This is a genomic window from bacterium, assembly GCA_036504735.1.
Taxonomy (GTDB): Bacteria; Electryoneota; RPQS01; order RPQS01; family RPQS01; genus DASXUQ01.
Window position 1 is genome coordinate 419,457 of sequence record DASXUQ010000019.1, and the last position, 19,256, is coordinate 438,712.

General features: G+C 58.2%; 15 protein-coding genes. 4 read left to right on the forward strand and 11 right to left on the reverse strand.

Annotation, left to right across the window (positions count from 1 at the left end):
* Positions 1–30: 30 nt before the first annotated feature.
* The 10 genes from VGL38_16180 to VGL38_16225 all read right to left on the reverse strand — a co-directional run bounded on the left by VGL38_16180 (position 31) and on the right by VGL38_16225 (position 12,759).
* Positions 31–348, reverse strand: coding sequence for a septum formation initiator family protein (locus VGL38_16180; protein ID HEY3296972.1), 318 nt, complete (start codon positions 346–348; stop codon positions 31–33).
* Between the two features lie 5 nt (positions 349–353).
* The gene (locus VGL38_16185; protein ID HEY3296973.1) at positions 354–1,136 is read right to left on the reverse strand and encodes a hypothetical protein; all 783 of its coding nucleotides are present in this window, start codon (positions 1,134–1,136) and stop codon (positions 354–356) included.
* Positions 1,137–1,222: 86 nt separating this feature from the next.
* Positions 1,223–2,503, reverse strand: a complete 1,281-nt coding sequence (gene eno / locus VGL38_16190; protein HEY3296974.1) for a phosphopyruvate hydratase — start codon at positions 2,501–2,503, stop codon at positions 1,223–1,225.
* A gap of 170 nt (positions 2,504–2,673) precedes the next feature.
* Positions 2,674–2,955 carry a DUF2007 domain-containing protein gene (locus tag VGL38_16195; protein ID HEY3296975.1) on the reverse strand — a complete coding sequence of 94 codons (282 nt, stop codon included), beginning with the start codon at positions 2,953–2,955 and terminating at the stop codon, positions 2,674–2,676.
* Complete coding sequence (locus VGL38_16200) at positions 2,955–3,971, reverse strand: HD domain-containing protein (protein HEY3296976.1); 1,017 nt, start codon at positions 3,969–3,971, stop codon at positions 2,955–2,957. Before VGL38_16200 ends, VGL38_16195 begins: the two co-directional genes overlap by 1 nt.
* Before the next feature lie 209 nt (positions 3,972–4,180).
* A complete protein-coding gene (locus VGL38_16205; protein HEY3296977.1) occupies positions 4,181–5,398 on the reverse strand; it encodes an outer membrane protein transport protein in 1,218 nt (405 codons plus the stop codon).
* A 5-nt stretch (positions 5,399–5,403) separates the two neighbouring features.
* Positions 5,404–5,985 carry a hypothetical protein gene (locus tag VGL38_16210; protein ID HEY3296978.1) on the reverse strand — a complete coding sequence of 194 codons (582 nt, stop codon included), beginning with the start codon at positions 5,983–5,985 and terminating at the stop codon, positions 5,404–5,406.
* 97 nt (positions 5,986–6,082) lie between these two features.
* Positions 6,083–7,036 (reverse strand): ornithine carbamoyltransferase, encoded by a 954-nt coding sequence (argF, locus tag VGL38_16215; protein ID HEY3296979.1) that lies wholly within the window; start codon positions 7,034–7,036, stop codon positions 6,083–6,085.
* A gap of 58 nt (positions 7,037–7,094) precedes the next feature.
* Complete coding sequence (locus tag VGL38_16220) at positions 7,095–9,464, reverse strand: M14 family zinc carboxypeptidase (GenBank protein ID HEY3296980.1); 2,370 nt, start codon at positions 9,462–9,464, stop codon at positions 7,095–7,097.
* Positions 9,465–9,573: 109 nt separating this feature from the next.
* A complete protein-coding gene (locus tag VGL38_16225; protein ID HEY3296981.1) occupies positions 9,574–12,759 on the reverse strand; it encodes a T9SS type A sorting domain-containing protein in 3,186 nt (1,061 codons plus the stop codon).
* A 600-nt stretch (positions 12,760–13,359) separates the two neighbouring features.
* Here VGL38_16225 and VGL38_16230 point away from each other — a divergent pair.
* The 4 genes from VGL38_16230 to VGL38_16245 all read left to right on the forward strand — a co-directional run bounded on the left by VGL38_16230 (position 13,360) and on the right by VGL38_16245 (position 18,174).
* Entirely contained in the window at positions 13,360–14,136 is a 777-nt protein-coding gene (locus VGL38_16230; GenBank protein HEY3296982.1) for a PAS domain-containing protein, read from the forward strand.
* A complete protein-coding gene (locus VGL38_16235; GenBank protein ID HEY3296983.1) occupies positions 14,133–15,311 on the forward strand; it encodes an HD domain-containing phosphohydrolase in 1,179 nt (392 codons plus the stop codon). Before VGL38_16230 ends, VGL38_16235 begins: the two co-directional genes overlap by 4 nt.
* Before the next feature lie 258 nt (positions 15,312–15,569).
* Positions 15,570–17,438 carry an oligoendopeptidase F gene (gene pepF, locus VGL38_16240; protein ID HEY3296984.1) on the forward strand — a complete coding sequence of 623 codons (1,869 nt, stop codon included), beginning with the start codon at positions 15,570–15,572 and terminating at the stop codon, positions 17,436–17,438.
* A gap of 247 nt (positions 17,439–17,685) precedes the next feature.
* Positions 17,686–18,174, forward strand: coding sequence for a DinB family protein (locus VGL38_16245; protein HEY3296985.1), 489 nt, complete (start codon positions 17,686–17,688; stop codon positions 18,172–18,174).
* A gap of 62 nt (positions 18,175–18,236) precedes the next feature.
* On the opposite strand, the gene VGL38_16250 is transcribed toward VGL38_16245, so the two are convergent.
* Positions 18,237–19,250 carry a quinone-dependent dihydroorotate dehydrogenase gene (locus tag VGL38_16250; GenBank protein HEY3296986.1) on the reverse strand — a complete coding sequence of 338 codons (1,014 nt, stop codon included), beginning with the start codon at positions 19,248–19,250 and terminating at the stop codon, positions 18,237–18,239.
* Positions 19,251–19,256: the final 6 nt, after the last annotated feature.

Here is a 19,256-nt window from a genome sequence, read left to right on the forward strand (position 1 = left end):
CGGGCTTTGCTATTCTTTACACCTGAGCGCTTACCGCTTTGTCGGTTCGACTTGAATGTTGTAGATGGTCTCGTTGGACGCGGCAAGGTTCAGTTCTCGCGCGGCGCGCTCCATCGCGACTTCATCGCCGGCTTTCAGAGCGGCCAGATATTCGGCAAGCTGTTTCTTGCGGGCTTCAAGCTGCCGGATCTGCTTCATCTGTTGCTCGCGCGTCTGAAACAGCTTATAGCTGGCCCACAGGCCCTCTTTCCCGGCACTGAACCAGGCCGTCACGCCGATGACCGCGACCATGACCAGAATGGGAATGGGCCGCAAAAACCAGCGGCGCTTAACGACCTTGGCAGACATCTTTGCTACTTCTTTTCAAGCGTGTGTACATAGGAATAAACGTCGATGCCGGAGAACGGCCCGAGGGATTGGACGTTGGTGATCTTTACATCCTTGCGTCCGGTCCACCACAGGGTGTCTTTGTCGGCGACCACACCGAGGGATTGCTCCCAAAGATGGTTGGTGGGCGATGCCGCGCAAAACAGGAGTTGGCTGTTTTCACGGTAGAGACTGTCCATTGCGGAAGGAATTTGTGATATAAGCCATTTCGGGTCCATGACGAGCGAGATTGCGGCGGCAGGTGACTGTGCCGTATCTGCCGCGATGTATCGGACCAGCAAATCGGCAGTGCCGATTCCCGTGCTCACTTCGGCGGAGCGCACTTTGCCGCCCACGGTGCGATGCATCATCGGGGCAACCGGATGCATCGGATTGCCTTTCATCCGCTTGAACACGGCTACGTCGAAACTGTCGAGTTTGACGGTCGCTTGCGGGAACTGAACGCTCTGTCCTTTGTGTCGCGACAGTACCGCCGCCTTCACTCCGGGCAATGCACACAGCTTCTTGAGGAACTCTGCCGGGGCCGTCCCTGAATCAAGTTGCTTCTCGGCATCGAGCAGCGCCATCGCATGGGGATAGTACACCTGACCGAAATAGTTCTTGACCACGAGCGCACTGCTCATCGACCAGGCATCATCCCAGCCTTTTTGGCTCGCGGCTTTCTCGGTCGCGGTCTTGTCCTGCGCCAGAGCGACGGCCGCCAGCACCATCAAACATACGGCCGTCAGAACGAAGTGTCTTGAGACCATCGATGCCTCGCTCGAACTATTGATCTTGCTGCGCGCGGGGTAAGGACACCCCGCGCGGCGATGGGTGAAGTAGTCTGCGACGCGAACTATTTCCACATGGCGCCGAAGTAGATGGAGTCGTCGCCGAGTTCTTCTTCGATGCGCAGAAGCTGGTTGTACTTGGCAATGCGGTCCGTGCGGGATGCGCTGCCGGTTTTGATCATACCGCAGCCGGTGGCCACGGCCAGATCGGCAATGGTGGTGTCTTCGGTCTCGCCGGAGCGATGGGAGATGATCTGCGTGTAGCCTGAACGGCGGGCCAGATCGACTGTGTCCAGAGTCTCGGAGAGGGAACCGATCTGATTCAGCTTGACGAGAATCGAGTTGGCCACGCCCTTCTCGATGCCCTGCTGCAGAAGCGTCACGTTGGTGACGAACAGGTCATCGCCGACGAGTTGTACCCGCTTGCCGAGTTTGTTGGTGAGCAGTTTCCAGCCATCCCAATCGTGCTCGGACAGGCCGTCTTCGATGGAGATGATGGGGTATCTGTTCAGTAGGTCGGCGTAATAGTCGGTCATCTCGGCAGCATCCAGCAACTTGCCTTCACAGGCGAGGTTGTACTTGCCGGTCTTGGCATCATAGAATTCAGAGGCCGCGCAGTCCAGTGCGATATAGATCTCGTCGCCGGGGCGGTAGCCCGCCTGTTCAATGGCCTTCATGATGACTTCGATAGCTTCCTGATGGGATTTGATGTTGGGGGCAAAGCCGCCTTCATCGCCCACATTGGTGGAATGTCCGGCCTTCTTCAACACCTTTTTCAGGTTATGGAAGGTCTCGACACCGGCGCGGAGGCCATCCGAATAGGTGGGGAAGCCGCGGGGGACGATCATGAACTCCTGAAAGTCGAGCGGGTTGTCCGCATGGGCACCGCCGTTGATGACGTTCATGAAGGGCACCGGCAGGATCTTCGCCGACACACCGCCAAGATATTGGTAAAGAGGAAGTTCCACGGCTTCGGCGGCTGCCTTGGCAACGGCGAGGCTGCACGCCAAGATGGCATTGGCACCCAGCTTGGACTTATTGTCCGTGCCGTCGAGATTGATCAGCATGGTGTCAATGGACTGCTGATAGATGGCGTCCTGGCCAACCAGCTCATCGGCGATCTTGGTATTGACATTCTTAACCGCGCTGTCCAGCACTCCCTTGCCGAGGTAACGGGATTCGTCGCCGTCGCGCAGTTCAAGGGCTTCACTATCGCCAGTGGAGGCGCCAGAGGGCACAGAGGCACGGCCCATGGCCCCGCCCGCAAGGACGATTTCTACTTCTACGGTCGGGTTGCCGCGTGAATCGAGGATTTCGCGGGCGAAGACATCAGTGATTTCCGTCATATTACGATATTTCTTGAGGTTGGTTTCATAGATTGCTCAAATATAAGAAATGTTCGGTGGAAAGGCAACATCAAAGACGCGGTGACCGATCATAGGACAAACGATACGAGGCGACCGTCGGGCCGCCCCTATCCTGCGTTTTACTGAATCCAGCCGGAAATAGGGACCGTTTATTCAGATGGTTCAGTTTCGGAGCCGCCTTCGTCGCCCATCAGGGAGTTGTAGACTTCGAGGGCGCGGTCAAAGTCGGACTCGGGGACGAAGATCTTCCACGGGTCGCCGAGGGGTTCGGTGCCCATGATCATGCCAAGGCCGCCGGACTCGAGATCGGTCTTAACCATATTGGGGATGTTCTCTTTGTCGAGAACTTCCGTGACCATCGAAACGAACACGCCACCCTTGAGGGGCGGGAGCGGTTTCCAAGTTTGGGTCGGGTCGTGTTGCTCTGCCATTATTTGCTTTCCTCGGTTTGAATGTCATCGTCTATGGAACGAAGATAGAAATAGCGGTCCATGAGTTTTACATAATCGGAGAAGGGTTGGCCTTCGGGAGTCTGCTCGCGGATACGGCGGAAGGCTTCGAGGCGGCTGTCCAGCTCGTCGAAGTAATGCACGGCGAGGGCTTCGGGAGTCATGGGCTTGACGGGCGAGCCGTAGTCGAGTTCTCCCTGATGCGAGAGAATCATGTGGATCACATGCAGGCGGATGTCCTCGGGAAAATCGGGAAGGGATGCGATTTTGCGCTCGATGAATTCCGCGCCCATAAAGACATGCCCGAGCAGCCGTCCCTGCGCGCTGTAATCAATCGCGGCATCCGAGGAGAGTTCGAAGATTTTGCCGATGTCATGGAGCAGGCCGCCGGTTACGGCGAGATCCTTGTTGAGGATCGGGTAGAACTGGCACATGCACTCGACGGCGCGCGTGACGCCGATGGTATGCTCGGCCAAGCCGCCGATGACTGCATGGTGCCAGAGCTTTCCGGCGGGCGCCGTTAAGAAGCGGTGCATAAACGCTTCATCATGGAACACAGCGTCGAGCAGCGCCTTGATGTGTTCATTTTTGACGGTGCCGATGAGATGCTGAAGCTGTGCGCGGGCGTCTTCTTCCGAGATAGGTGAGCGCGGCAGAAAGACGGTGGGATCGGGGACTTCTTCTTTGGTGGCAAGGCGCAGGCGTGTGGCTTTGAGATCGGGCACATCACGGTAACGGTCAACGACGGCTTCAAGCTTGATGGCATCACCCGCCTTGGCCAGCGCGACAAACTCTTCGAAGCTATCCCACATCTTGGCGTGCATGGTGCCGGATGCATCCTGCAGGCGCATTTCGAGATACTGGCCGCCGGTGCGGGTGGGTTTGACTTCGATTTTCTGAATCAAATAAAAGCCGATGATTTTGTCACCGGCAGGCAACTGGCGGACTTGAGAGAGGGGCGGGGACGTTTGGGGAGTGACAGGAGTAGCAGAAGGCATAAGTCTCACCCGGTTTAGGATAAAGAGACAAGAAATATCAACTTGCGTCCCAGCAGGACGCACAGCACAGCGGCGGCGGGTCCGGCCATCTTGCTTAGATTATCAGTGTAACACTCAGCGGCCAAATTGTCAAGTTGATCATCGGGTGATGGCAAAAAAAAGTCGGGCACACATTACAGTGTGCCCGACTCTATTCGAAAGGTGTACGCTTACATCCGATAGCTGACCGTCAGCAGGGCGTTGTTGGCTTTGATCTTCTCGGTCAGACCGGGGGTGATGTTTTCCGTGTAGTTGGTGAACTGTACGGCGGCATCGAACATCACGCTCTTGTCGACCAGAATTCCAAGGCCCAACGAGAACAGATTGCGGTCGGCCTTGCTGCCGGCCTTTTGGTAGGCGGACGGTTCAAAGGCGTAGCCCGCACGGGCACGCAGACCGTAGGCAGGGAACAGATATTCTCCGCCGACGGACAGGCGGGTGGTACCCTGATAGGTGTCCTTGATCTGCTGGTTGGCTTCGGCCTGAGTGACACCTTCAAAGGGAGTATCACTGCGGAATTCCAGCGAGGTCCAGTCACGGTACTCGACATCGGCGGCGAGCAGCCAGCGGCCCGGGGCGAAGGATCCGCCGAGGCGGAAGACTGCCGGGTAGTACATCTTGTAATCGAAAGAGCCGCTGGATGAATCAATCGCGTGATCTTCACTCAGGTTGAAGATCACCGGAGTCTGAATCATCAGGCCCGCGCGGCCATAGCGGCCCAGGCGGAGCAGTGCGCCGAAGTTGGCGCCCCAGCCGGACAGCGACGTGTTGATCTGCTGCTGGCTGTAATAAGGCGTCCCGCTGACGGTGTAGCTGCCGGTCAAAGAATAGTCATCGGAACCGCTGAAGTAGTTCAGGCCGAGTCCCAGCGCCAGATTGGGCGAGACATCCATGGCGCCATCGAAGCTCCACATGCCGAGGCGGCCCCCTTCGAGTTCATCGAAGTTGTCCCAGTAGGAGCCTGCCGTTTGGGAGACGATGCGGGTGCGGCGGTCGAAGGATGTCAATTGATTGTAACCGAAGGCAAAGCTGAGCGCTCCCTGATAGACGGGCACAGGAAACACCAGACCGGCATTGTTCAGACGGATACCGCTGGTTGAGCCTGTGCGGGTTCCGCCGAAATAGTTGGTGCTGTTGCTGTAGCCTGTGCGGGAGAGCGAGCCTTGCAGTTCGATGCGTTTGACCTGCGCCAGGCCGGCCGGATTCCACCAGGCCGCGGTGTAATCATCGGCAATGCCGGTGTAGGTGCCACCCATTCCCAACGGGCGCGCGCCCGTTCCCACGTATTGTCCCGTGCTCAGCAGCAGCCGCTCAGGAATGGATCCTTGAGCAAAGGCCAGCGGCACGATCAGCAGAAGCAGAAGTCCCGCGATGAATGTGCTCTTCATGTGCGTCAGTGTCCTCGCTTTCCACCCCGTTTGCCGTCATCCTTTTTCGCATCTCCGTTATCGGGAGGCGGCGAGCCGGCTGGCGGGTTCGACGGCGGAGGAGTTCCATAGGCTGGGGGCGGACTGGAAGCCGGCGGCGTGGCATAGGACCCACCTCCGGTATCATGGGAACGGCGTCCTCCGGAACGTTTGTCAGGCGGCTGCGCAGGAGTTCCGGTGCTACCGCCGGGATAGTACGGATAGTACCCGTTGTAGTTGTCCCACCATGGACGTCCATAGTAGTTGTCGTACCCGTAGTAGCCCCAGTAGTAGTCCGGCATATAGTTGTCGTAGTTCCAGCCCCAGATCGGTTCATGGCGTGGACGGCCCCAGTAGGACCAGCCGTAGTCGGGATACTGCTCATAGTAAACCGTCGAATCCCGCCGCAGTGACGTGTCAATCGCCGTGGAATCATAGCGATTGTACAGCGATGCCTGCGGATGCGCCCGCGCCGACTCCATGTCCGGCTTGTACAGTTGCGTGTAGCAGCCCGTGATCAAAAAGATGAACAGGACCGCAGGAATCAGCAGAGAGAATAGACGTTTCATGTTGGTCCCTCCTCGCGATGAGGGCGCGAAATAGAATGTCAAAAAGCCTAAAAACCAAAAAGCCAAAAGGTCAAGGTTCAGGAGGTGTAGGGTCTTCTCAGGCTTCGAGCAGTCGAAGGATGATGGCCTTCTGCATATGCAGACGGTTTTCCGCTTCATCAAAGACGACGCTGTGCGGGCCTTCCATCACCTCATCGGTGATTTCGCGGCCACGTTCAGCCGGCAAGCAGTGCATGACCAGACAATCTTTATCCGCCTTGGAGACCAGCGCCTGATTCACCTGAAACGCCTGCAGGGCCTTCTCCTTGGCCGCCGCCTGATCCTTCTGCCCCATCGACGCCCAGACATCGGTGTAGATGATGTTTGCGCCGCGGACAGCTTCCTGCGGATCATGGGAGATCGAAACCCGCGACCGTCCCGCCTTCTTAGCCGCTTCGAAAATCCGCATATCGGGCAGGGTGTCAGGGGAAGTCGCTACCACCAATTCGAAACCTAAGAGGGTGGAAAGGTTTAACCAAGAGTTGGTCATGTTGTTTCCATCGCCAATGTACACCAGCTTAAAGCCTTCGAAGCGGCCCAGCTTTTCGTAAATTGTTAAAATGTCCGACATAATCTGGCAAGGATGCAGCAGATCCGTCAAAGCATTGATGACCGGGACATCTGCATACTTGGCCAGTTCTTCAACGTCAGACTGTTTAAAGGTGCGGATGATGATCCCATCGAGGTAGCGGGAGAGTACCCGCGCGGCGTCGGCGATTGTCTCGCGCTTGCCGAGCTGTATCTCACTGTCTGTCAAGTAGATATGATGGCCGCCCAACTGGTTGACCGCGACTTCGAAAGAGATTCGGGTGCGGAGGCTGGGCTTGTGGAAGATCAATCCCCACGTCTGGCGGTTCAGCGCATTGGAATCGGGATGATCGTCCGCCTCTTTTAACTCCCGTGCAAGAGAGAGTGTTTCGATAACCTCTTCACGATTAAAGTCCAGTTCGGTCAAAAAGTCGCGGTGCATTCGCGTTCCATCGGTATTCAGGCGGGAAATTGATGAAGACATTGCGGTACTCAAAGGTTGAACTTGAAACAGGATTTGAAGGGTAGATGCGACCGGGGCGCTATCGCAACAGAAGCAATTTGTGGGTGGAGATGCTGCCGCAGGCTTGGAGCTGCACAAAGTAGAGGCCTGAGCCTACAGGCGAACCGGCAGCCGAGAGACCATCCCATGTCAGGCGCTGCGGTCCAGCGGCAGGAGCATTGACTTCGTAGCGGCGGACTTCCTGACCGAGGGTGTTAAACAGCACCAGCTTCACCAGTCCCGGCGCGGCCACTTCATAGCTGACCGTGGTGGACGGGTTGAAGGGATTGGGGTAAGAACCGGTAATGCGATAGCTGTAGCTGATCACGGAAGGCCGCACCGGAGCGGCGGCATCCATGCCCGTGGTAATTTGCACATCGTCGATATGCAGGCCGAGATCGCCCAGAACACCGTCCGTCTTGAAGCGGAAACGGAACTGGATTGTGTGGCCCATGTAGGGTGTCAGGTTTGCCCAGGATTGGGTCCAGGGAATCTCGAGATCACTATAACCGGCAACGGTGTGCCATGTGGTGTCCGCGTCGGAAAGGACTTCTGCAAAGAAACTGTCGGCGGGCATATCCAGGCGGCCTCGCCGCCAGAAAGTCAGCGCCGCCACATTGTTGGTGTCCGAACTTAGTGCGATGGGCAGGGCATAGGTCAGCGTGGCATTAAGGTTATTCGCATACTGGGCGCGATAACCGGTGGGAGCATTGCACAGCGATGCGCCGAACCCCAGCCCGGTGGTGTCGTTCTCGGTGCGCCACGGATTACCTGCGCCACCGGCCGTCCATCCATTCAAACCGCTTTCGAACGATTCAGCCATCCGGGTACTGCTGCCCGGCAGATGGAATTCCTGTGTCTCATCACCGCCGAGGTAGAAAGTGCGGAACAAGACCATATGGTCGATACCGTCGCCAATGGCTGTCGCCCGGAAGCTGCCTTCGGGCAGGCTGATAGAAGTTCCTTCGGCCGGAACACTCACCCAATGCGGGAATTCGGCGTCAAGGTACACCCGGCCGGAGATGCGATTGCTTGCGGCATCGTACAGCGCCAGATTCAGCGTATGCCACGGCAGGGGAGTCAAATGCAAATTGACGGATTGCGGGTCATTGGGGTAGACGGTAACCGTCTGCGTGTCGGGAAGAAAACCCTCTTTACGGGCCATGAAGCTTGCCGTGCCCGGCGTAGCCAGCAAAGTCGTGGCGCTGCCGAACTGCTCATTGGTGTACCATGGATTCAGGATGGCTTTCCACGTATTCAAATAGCGCCACTCGGCGGAGATCGGCGTCGAGTTGTCAGGACCGGAAAAGGTGTGGATGGTGACGGGCGGCTGAGTCAGATGGCCCAGATTCAGCAAGCGCTCCAACAGCCAATTCAGCGCGACGCGGTCCTGATTGACCAGTACGGCCAGTGTGTCGCAGTGCGGTTGGATATTAACCGGCGGGCCCAATTCGGTGTTGAACTGAATTGTGCCGAGCTCCCGGTAGAACCAATCCTGCAACTCGCCGTTGCGCTTTGAGTGGAAAGCCGCATGATAGCGGATTCCGAAATTGGATGCGTCGCAATACAGGTTATTCAGGAAGCCGATGGCCGTACAGTCGGGAGACGATTTGGCGGGGCCGTCGGTTGTTTCTTCCCAATTCCAGGCGGCGATACTGCGTTCGGCGTTGCCGCCAGCCCGGGAGCTGTGAAAGACAGCGGAAATGGTCGGCTTGATTTGCACGGACAGATCACGCAGCGCCTGGGCTTCCGGCTCGGAGAACGGTCCGGCACCACGAAAGTAATCGAAGCGTTCGAGGGCTGTCGGGTACCAGAGGGAATCGCCGTAAATCCAATTGAGGTTCGACTGACGGTTCAGGTCCACACCGCAGGAGTCCTGCCCCATGCCGTTGACGACAATACAGGTGTCCAGTTGCGGCGGCACGTACCCGTTTTTGCGGTACGTGCAATCCCAGTTACGTGAGATGACCTCAAGACCATCGGGGTTAATCGTCGGCACGAAATAGAGCTGCGTGTTGTTGATCAGAGTGCGGTAGAGGCCATACAGGGAGTCCAGCCGCCAGACGTAGTTAATCATGGTTTCGAGACCAATGACTTCCTCGGCATGTATATGGCCAACAATCAGCGCCGTGGGTTCGTCCTCGAACTGGTCGGGATGATCGGAAATCTTGATGGCATAGAGCGGATAACGCACACCCAGTTGATCACCGCGCGACCAGCCGATCGTGTCCACATGGGCGATATGAAAATGCGCGGCGTCATAGGCCACAAGGTCCGCGATGAAGCTGTCGACCTTGGCCCTCGTGTGATAGCACACATCGAGACACTGGGCTGAGGCCAGAGATGATACCAGGGCGACCAGCAGAAAAGATAAGAACAGCCTGAAAGGCAAAGCACGTTGCAATTTCATGTTGAGAAGTCCCGCGGATAAGGATAAGTCGCAGAAGCGGATGCGGCAGGCTCCATGCGTATCGGGCGGGCCATTACAACCCGCCCGATACACCGGAGAACGGAGGCTGCTACTTCAGCAGGATCATTTTCTTGACGTCCACGAAGTTGGACGTTTTCAGGCGATAGTAGTACATGCCCGAGGCCAGGCGCGGCGATTCGTACATGATTTCATACTTGCCGGCAGTCATCACCTTGTCCACCAGCGTGGTTACCTTCTGGCCCAGCGTGTTGAAGATTTCCACCGACACCCGCTGCGTGGCGGGAATGGCGAAGCTGATACGCGTGGAAGGGTTGAAGGGATTCGGGTAGTTCTGGTAGAGTTCCGGCTTGGTGGGCAGCAACGAGGTGGGAACCTCCTTGATGCTGGTCACGTGGTCGTTGATCCGGTTCATCCAGATGTTCTTGAGCGGCTCCTTGCCGGAGGCGCGCTGGTCGGTCCATGCGGTAAAGATGCCGCCGCCCGCGTCGTCACAGATGGAGGGATTGGTCTGCCACTGGTAATAGTCGCACACCACGCCGCCGCTATCCGGAACCCACCAGCTTTCCGTGGCGTCGCCGCCGGCCCACCAGTGCATACCGTAGACGTCGGGGAAGGCGACGCGGTTGTCCGTCCAATTGACGTACAGACCGTTGCCCCATTCGGCATAGAGCACGACGTCCTGCTGATCACCGCGAGCCAGACAGAGTGGCTTGCCCAGCACCGGCCACTGGCGCGCGCCGGAGGGGCTGAGCTTTTGAGCCATCAGGTTCAAGCCGGAGACTTCACCGACGAACGATTCCCAGGTGCAGAAGAGCTGCCCGTCCTGCGAGAGCGCGAGGGTCGGCTTGTCCTGCATCAGAGTGTCAATCACCACCGGGATACCGTTGTGTCCCTGCCACAGCTCTTCACCCGTCGCGCTCAGATGCTGCGCATAGATGTCCTTATCGAAGCCGGGGCGCATTTCTTCGTTGCGCTTGTCCGACCAGGCGTAGAATGCGCCGCCCTGACCGTCGGAGACCAGAGTGGGATTGTCCTGCTCGTTGGGAGCGTCGCAGACGTTGAAGTTGTAAACCACGTTGCCGTTCAGGTCGACTTTGGCGGTGGTGATATTGAACGCGCCGAAAAGACCCGACTTCCACACCATGATGGCGCTATGGTCTGGGTTGCTGACCAGACCGCGCATCATGTCGTCGTCATCGGTGTTGGTCAGGCGCACCGGCTGCGGCCACGCGGGCGTACAGTCGGAGTTCATACGCATGACATACACGTCGATAAGGTACGACAGGTTGTAGTTGGACCACGCCACGTAACAGCCGCCGATGCCGTCGGGGGCGCAAAAGGCGTCGACTTGATCGGTGGTCTGGGCATCGTGCCAGATTTCGCTGCCGGCGCGGTTGCCGAGCAGTTGGCCGTCGCTGCCGATGTGGGTCAAGCGAATGAGCTTGGCGCCGGTGCGCAGGTCTTCAAAGGTGACGAAGAATCCGCCGCCATTGTCGGTGCATACCTGATGCTTGTCCTGACTGACCTGAGCGTTGCCGCTGTTGTCGGGAACCAGCGTGTCGCCATTAACACCTTTTTCGACGTTGCCGGAGGAATCGATGATCTGGTAATAGAGGGCAGTGCCGCCGGCCACCGCGCGGTTATCCAGCCAGACCACGCCGGCGCGGCCACCCGCCATGGCAACCGTCTTGGGCAGGAAGGCGTCGCCATCCAGACCGGCCACGAGGGTCGAATCCGTGGAGAAGGACGGGGTGCAACTGGCCAGATCGTAACGCTGATAGCGGATCGCCTGCGAGCCGCGGCGCAGGTCATCATAGAACATCGAGAAGTGTGTGGAGTCGGTCATACGGATCAGCGGCGCGTTCTGCGCGCGGGGTCCGCCGGCCAGCAGATTGCCGCATTCGCCTCCCCACGTCAGCGTGCCGTTGGCAAGGACGCGCGCGCCGTAGATATCGCAGTTCTGCAGATCGTTATCCGAGCCGCGGGTGTCTTCCCAGGCACAGATCAAGCCGCCGTGAAAATCGGAGATCAGGCGCACACCGTCGCGGGTTTCGCCGGTGGGTCCGAGGGAATCCTGACCGGCATTTCCGCAGACGCGGAGACCGTTGGCCTGCCACTGAGCGGCCCCCTGCAGTGACATCTTCTGCGCGAAGACTTCCTTGCGCTCGCCGTTGACGCGCTGGTCTTCCCATACGGCGAGCAGACCATCCGGCGTCAAACCGTTCGCGCTGGTGGCAACACGCACTTCACCCTGATTGTGCTCGGCATCGCTGAGAGGGACGCCGTTGGGCGTCCACTGCACGTCACCGGCGCCGTTGATGCGCTGAACGTAGACGTCATCGGTGGTATTGCGCTGGTCGGTCCAGGCCACATAGGCGCCGCCGAGACCATCCGGGCAGAGCTTCGGGCTGCTTTGCTGACCGTCTGCGTTGCACACGACCATACCGTTCTGGCCGCCCCAGGGGAGCTGGCCATCGGCCGTAATCTTCGCGGCGTAGACGTTCTGGTTGCTGGCGTCGCGGCCATCTTTCCAGGCCACCAGCATGTTGCCGTTGCCGTCGGCGTCGGCGGTGATGCCGTTCTGGCCACCGTCAATGTAGGTGACCGCAAGCGGCGGGTAGGGAGTGTTATTCCATGTCCGCACGCCATTGGCATTGATGTGCTGAGCATAGATATCACCTGCCGGATCACGACGGGTGTCTTCCCATGCAATGATCGCGCCGCCATTGGCGTCGCCGACCGCACGCAGCGTGGTTTCGCTGACCGCTGAGCCGCAGCCGGGAGTACTGCAGATGAAGGTATCCACCACAACGCCAGCGGTATCGGCCCACAGGCGGGTACCGCTATCGGTCAGCTTCTGAGCGTAGACGTCACCGGTGCTGTCAAAGCGGAAATCAATCCAGGCAACAATCCAATTGCCATCGGAAGCCACGGTGACCTCCGGATCTTCCTGCCTGTAGGGAAACGAGACGATGGCCCGGCCATCATGGGTCCACATTTCGTTGCCGGTGGGGGAAATGAGCTGGCCGTAGATATCACGGTCGCCGTTGCGGCAATCGGACCAGACGACGAGCACATATCCGTCTGCACGGCGATAGCTTGCTCTTTGCCATTCGATGTGATGGCCCTGGCGGATGGCTCTCCCATTCCGATCCTGACGAACGGCATTGTCCCATAGGCGAGGATCGGAATGAGCAACTCCGGTCCAGCCGAGCACGACGGCACAGATCAGCAGCGCGGCACTCCCAAAACGATTCCAAAGAAACTTCAACATGATTTCCTCTCCGTGTAACCCTGAGCGCGCGGTGCATAACTCCACATCCGCATGTCGCTCAACCCTTGTTGTTATTCGGCGGGTGTAAATTTTCGAAATCGAACGGACAAAGCGGCCTGACTTTACTTAGCTAAAGCCGCACGAAACTTTTCAAATTACAAAAACCTCAAGCGAGAGTCAAGGTGGCTGTGACACAGGTACGAGAAAAGTTACGCTTGTGTGGACGGGCGCAACTGTCGCCGGAATGGAGTCAGAATTTTCCCAACTAAGCATGATTAGCCTACCTAAATGCAACAATTGCGCTACAACGCAATCTTTTCACATTGCCCATCCCGAGACTGTGCAAACACGTCGGGATAGTATCATACTATACTCTGTATAAATATATTCTTGACTGTTAAGCATCGTGCCCGTGTCACTCTTCTGTTTTGTTAGAATGACAACAATCGGGCCAACCCTCCCAAGTTGGTCCGATATCACCAGTTAGCCCGGCCTTGTCGCATGCCTCGCGGCTTGGAAAGTGGTCCCGATTTTGCGCCCTGTAGCACTTGCATATTTCTATTAATACTATCCATAGTCATTACTATTCAGGACGCCATTATGCGCAACGCGACGACAGCCCGAATTCTCTCAGGAAACGGCCAATTTGCCGTGTCCCTGATCCGGCCAGACGGCGGGGTGGAATTCGAAAACCAGGCTGCAAAAGATCTGCTGGGACGCCAGTCCGGGATGTCGTTATCGATTCTCGAATCGCTGACCGTTCCGGGCGGATGGGATGAGATGATGGCGCGACTGGCCCTTGAAGGCACACTGGATTCCGTGCCGGTTCTGCTGCAGACATCCCATGGCGACGCCGAATTGTGTTACGTCACGGCCATTCCGCAATATTCGCGCGAAGGAACACTGGAAAGCGTTTTGTGCGCCTGGGGTACACGGCGCGACGCCGCCGCGACGGGCAATGCGGAGAACCTTGCCGATTATACCCGCGACCTCGAAAGCGTGCTGGAACACCGCACCTATCAGAATCTGCTGGCCGCCGAGCAAAATGAATTTGCGCGGGATGCTCTGGATGTGCTGCCCACCGGAATCCTTGTTGCGTCCGTCGATGGCGAAATTTGCTACCGGAATCGGTCTATGGGCAATGAGTTCGGCCTGCATCCCGCCGACTATCTGCAGCTCGATATATCCCATGTGCTGAGTTCCGACGTAGCCCAGGCCTTTGAACAGGTCGTGGAAAACGGGAGCCGGCGGTTTTTGTATGGCGTCGATCCCGGCGGGCTCCCGGCCGCGGTGGATCTGCTTCCGCTTTTGCGGCTTGGCCGGACGCAGAAGGTTGTCGTGCAGTTCCGTCGCGCAAAACGGGGAGACGTAGCATGAGACTGTGTCCCGTGAGAGAACTGCTGCCGGGCATGATGCTCGGCAAATCCATTTTTACGGAAGCAGGCCAGCTCCTGCTGCGAGCCGGCTATACCCTTGATGCCGAAGTGCTGCACCGTCTGGCGGCGACGGGCCGGAACGCGATCTATGTCTTTGAGGAAGGAACCGAGGATATTATCCCCGAGGATCTCATCTCCGATGAGTCCCGCGGCCGCGCGGCGGCGGCATACGGCCAGACTCTGGACCGCATGACCGAGACGATGCGCACGCGCAAGGACATTGCGCCCGACCAGCTCCGCTCGATGCTGCAGCGCGGCGGCGAATTCCGCAATGTGGTGGATGTCGATCGCGTGAGCGCCGACGTGGCGTCGATTGTGGATGAGATTATGGATTCCAGCGCCGAAGTGCTGAACCAGACCCTGATGAAAAGCCGCACGGGCTACAACACCGAACACGCGGTGGACACGGCCCTGGTGGCGCTGCTTATCGGCCGCCGCCTGCAGTATTCGCGGCGGGATCTGGTGGAACTGGGAACGGGAGCCTTTCTGCACGACCTGGGCAAGATGGCTCTGCCCGCGCTGATGAACAAGCCCCGGTCCGAGATGAGCGAGGATGAACACGCGCTGCTGCAGGAGCATCCGGTCTTCGGGCAGCAATTGCTCTTTCACAGCAGCGACCGCTTTTTTATGGCCCAGACCACCATCCTCCATCATCACGAGCGGCAGGATGGCATGGGCTACCCGCTGGGCCTGGAGGGAAAGAACACCAAACCGCTGCTTGATCATCAGGACGCGACCAAGTACATCTTCCCCTTCGCCGAGATCGTGCGTGTCGCCGACAGCTATGACAATCTCATTGCCGGCGGCGGCCCCACCGGTGATCCGGAGCGCGCCATCCGGGACGTCATGCGGTATTCCCGTTCCGCCTACAATGCGGAAGTGGTGGCTCTGCTGGCCGAAGTGATCTCCATCTTCCCCACCGGCGCCATGGTGTGCATCGCCGAGTGTTCTTCCAAACTGCTTGAGGGCGCGCAGGGAGCAGTCATGAAGATCAACCGCGAGCGCCCGCATCATCCGCTGGTGGTGCTGCTGCGCAACGCGCGCGGCGGAAAAGTTACACCCAAGACCATCGACCTTGCCGCTGAAAGCCACGTGCGTCTCGAACTGGTGCACTGAAACCGGAACCCGCTCTCGCCGCCGGGCGTTTTCTGGAGGCACAGCGGCCCCGCCCTTGCATATTTCCGCGAAAGAATGTATCTTAATGAACTGCGACAGGAGATGCCGGAACGTCACACTTTTGTATGATGTACCCTGAATCTTCGTGCGCCATCGTCTGACTTGCCCCAAATTTTTCACGGATTTTTGCACAGGAGACCGCAGATGCGGACGTCGTTAGTCAGGAAGTTATCCCGTATCATCCTCGGAGGATTGCTTGTGCCCGTTCTCATGAGCACCGGCGTGGACGTCTTCGCCCAGACCGAAGAGTTGAAAGAGCGCTCGCAGATTCCCGAAAAGTACACGTGGAATCTGAAAGACATGTATGCCAGCGACGAAGCATGGGAAGCGGACGTTGCGGCCATCGATGGCATGATCCCGACGTTGAAGAGCTACGAGGGCAAGATCAGCCAGTCCCCCGACCAGCTCCTGTCCTTCTTCAAGGTCTACGAAGACCTGAACAAAAAGATGGACAACGCCGGATCATACGCCAGCATGTCCTATGACCAGGACACGCGCCAGCAGAAGTATACCGGTTTCAAGGACCGCATCATGAGCGTGGGCGTCAAGATCGGCGAGGCCACCGCCTGGTTCACGCCCGAACTGGTGTCGATTCCCGACGCCACTTTCGAGAAGTGGTACAAGGAGAAGCCGGAGTTGGCCGTCTATCGCCAGTTCATCAATGACCAGCTTCGCACACGCGCCCATACGCTGAGCCCCGCCGAAGAGCGCATTCTTGCGCTGTCGGGCAACATGGCCGTAACCCCGGTGAACGCCAGCACGGCGCTGCGCAACACGGATATTCAGTTCCCCACGGTCAAGGATGAGAACGGCAAAGAGGTCAAGCTGTCCGAAGGCCGTTACCAGATGCTGCTGGAAAGCCCCAGCCGCGACGTGCGCCGCGATGCGATGATGGGCATGCTCGGCACCTATATGAAGTTCCAGAATACCGCGGCGGCGCTGATGTCGGGCAATATCGCCAAGGACATTTTCTACTCTACGTCGCGCAAGTATCACAGCGCCCTTGAAGCGTCGCTGGACAATGACAACGTGGACACCACGGTGTATCTGAACCTGATCGAGACCGTGCACAAGAATATCGCTCCGCTGCGCAAGTACGTGCAGGTGCGCCGTGAGGCCATGAAGCTTCCGGACATCCATCTGTACGACTTCAACGTCGCATTGATTCCCGAGACGCGGATCGAGGTGCCTTACGATCAGGCCGTGGCCACGATTGAGAAGGCGCTGGCCCCGCTGGGCAAGGAATATCTGGATCCGATGGAGAAGGGCTTTGCCAGCCGCTGGATCGACGTCTATGAAACCAAAGGCAAGCGGTCCGGCGCGTATTCCTCGGGAAGCTATCTCTCGCACCCGTACATGCTGTTGAACTACAACAACACCCTCGACGACATGTTCACGACGGCGCACGAGATGGGCCACAGCATGCACACGTGGATGAGCATGCACCACCAGCCGTACATCTATTCCGATTACCGGATTTTCGTAGCCGAAGTCGCGTCGACGTTCAACGAAGCGCTGCTGATGGACTATCTGCTGAAGAACGAGAAGGACCCGGCCAAGAAGTTGTATCTGGTGAACCAGTATATCGACAACATTCGCGGCACCGTGATTTCGCAGGTGATGTTCGCCGAGTTCGAACTGAAGATGCATCAGGCGGCGGAAGCGGGGCAGCCGCTTACGGCGGAGAGTCTCTCCAAGATGTACAAGGAGACGATTCAGTCCTACTATGGTCCGGACGTATCCTGGGATGAAGAGTACGCCTACACCTGGATTCGCATCCCGCATTTCTACCGCAACTTCTACGTCTACAAGTATGCGACGTCTTATGCCGCCTCGCAGGCGCTCTCACAGAGAGTGCTGGGCAACGTGAAGGGCGCGCGCGACGCGTATCTGCATTTCCTCTCCAGCGGTTCGTCCAAGTACCCGCTGGATCTGCTGCGCGACGCCGGTGTGGATATGAGCAAGCCCGCGCCGATTGAAATGACCATGAAGAAGCTGGGCGAACTGGTAGACCAGATGGAGAAGCTGCTGATTCAGACGGGCCGCATTCCCGCCCCGAAGAAGTAATCCCTCGCGATTGGACAATTATGAAAAAGGGCCGGCTCCCATGAGCCGGCCCTTTGCGTATCCGTGCCTGCCGCGAATTAATGCCGGGCAGGCATCCTTTCACAGCGAAGATTATCGAAAACGGACGGTTAGAATGTGGGAGTCCTTCAGGCGTTCAGGCGCGGAACCATTTGGATGGGGCAAAGAGTAAAAGGCTAAACCAATACAGCTTGTTACCGGCCATCTATTAATCAGGGAGACCGTAGTGATGAATGAAAGGGAGACATTCCTCGAGACGTGGGACCGCGAGCACAAGACCACCGTCAAGGTGCTCAGGGCCTATCCGGCGGGCAAGGATGACATCAAACCCGCACCGCTGTGCAAGTCCGCCGTGGAACTGGCGGGAGTCTTTGTGGCCGAGCAGTCGGGTCTGATTGGAGGAATTGTCAAAGGGCAGATAGACTGGTCGGGATTTCACAAGCCGCCCGCATCGATCCCTGAGGTGGTTGCCAAGCTGGAAGCGGATTACGCTACCGTAGCCGCCGGAGTGCGGGGCATGTCGGAGGCTGATTGGAATGCGAAGATGGAGTTCCCTGTGGGGCCGAAGCAGATGGGTCTGGTAAGGCGGGGAGATCTGCTGTGGTCGATGGTGCATGACATGATCCATCACCGCGGCCAATTTTCCATTTATCTGCGGATGGCCGGCGGCAAAGTGCCGTCAATCTACGGTCCGACGGCCGATGAGCCGTGGCACTGAGATCCACTACCGGATCCTTTAAAGACGCGGCGGGCGGGTCATTGACCCGCCCGTTTTATGTTTCAGGACTTCAGCAGCACTTTTCGTGCGCAGCGCGGGCCGTGATAGATGAATGCAGTGTACACCTGTACGAGGTTTGCGCCAAGCGTCAGGCATTCTTCGAGCCGCTCGGGGGAATCGATTCCTCCGGCGGCCATCAGGGTCTGATCTTTGGACAACTCACTGCGCAGCAATGTCAACAACTGTCTGGTGCGCGGAAACTGCGGCGCACCGGAGAGGCCGCCGCGGGTGATCGCCACGGCGCGCGGCACCAGATCATGCCGGATGGTAGTGTTGCCCGCGACCACTCCTGCCAGGCCAAGTTCACGGGAGAGCCGTCCGATGGCCACGACATCTTCATCGGCCAGATCGGGTGCGATCTTCACCAGCAGCGGCTTGGATTTGGCGGCGGCATTGATCTCTGCTAATTCGCCCAGCAAGGGACGCAGTTTCTCCACCGCTTGCAGATCCCGCAGCCCCACCGTGTTCGGCGAGGAGACATTCACCACAAAGTAGTCTCCGAGATCATACAGGTGCTCGAAGACCTTTTTGTAATCACTCAGCGCCAGCTCGACGGGGGTGGTGGCATTCTTGCCGAAGTTAATGCCGACGGGAATGCGCAGGCTGCCATCAGCGCGCATGGCGTGCAGCCTCTCCCCTACTCGTCGCATGCCCTCTCCCGGAAAGCCCAGCGCATTGACCAGCGCGTCGGCTTCGGGAAACCGCCAGATGCGCGGCTTGGGATTTCCCGGTTGCGGTTCGGGCGTCACCGTGCCGACTTCGACGTAGGAAAAGCCCAGCTCCTGCAGAGCGGGAGTCACGCGAGCATCTTTGTCAAAGCCCGCGGCAATGCCCAGAGGATGAATGAAATTCAGCCCCATGACGGTGGTGGGCCGCAGCACCGGCGGTCCGGCCATGCCATGCAGGAAAACGCGGCCCTGAGGATTGGATTGAAGGCGCTCGAAGAGATGGAGCACGGAGTCATGCACGGCTTCAGCGTCGCGCAGAAAGGCAATTTTGCGGAAGAATTTGTACACAGGAAG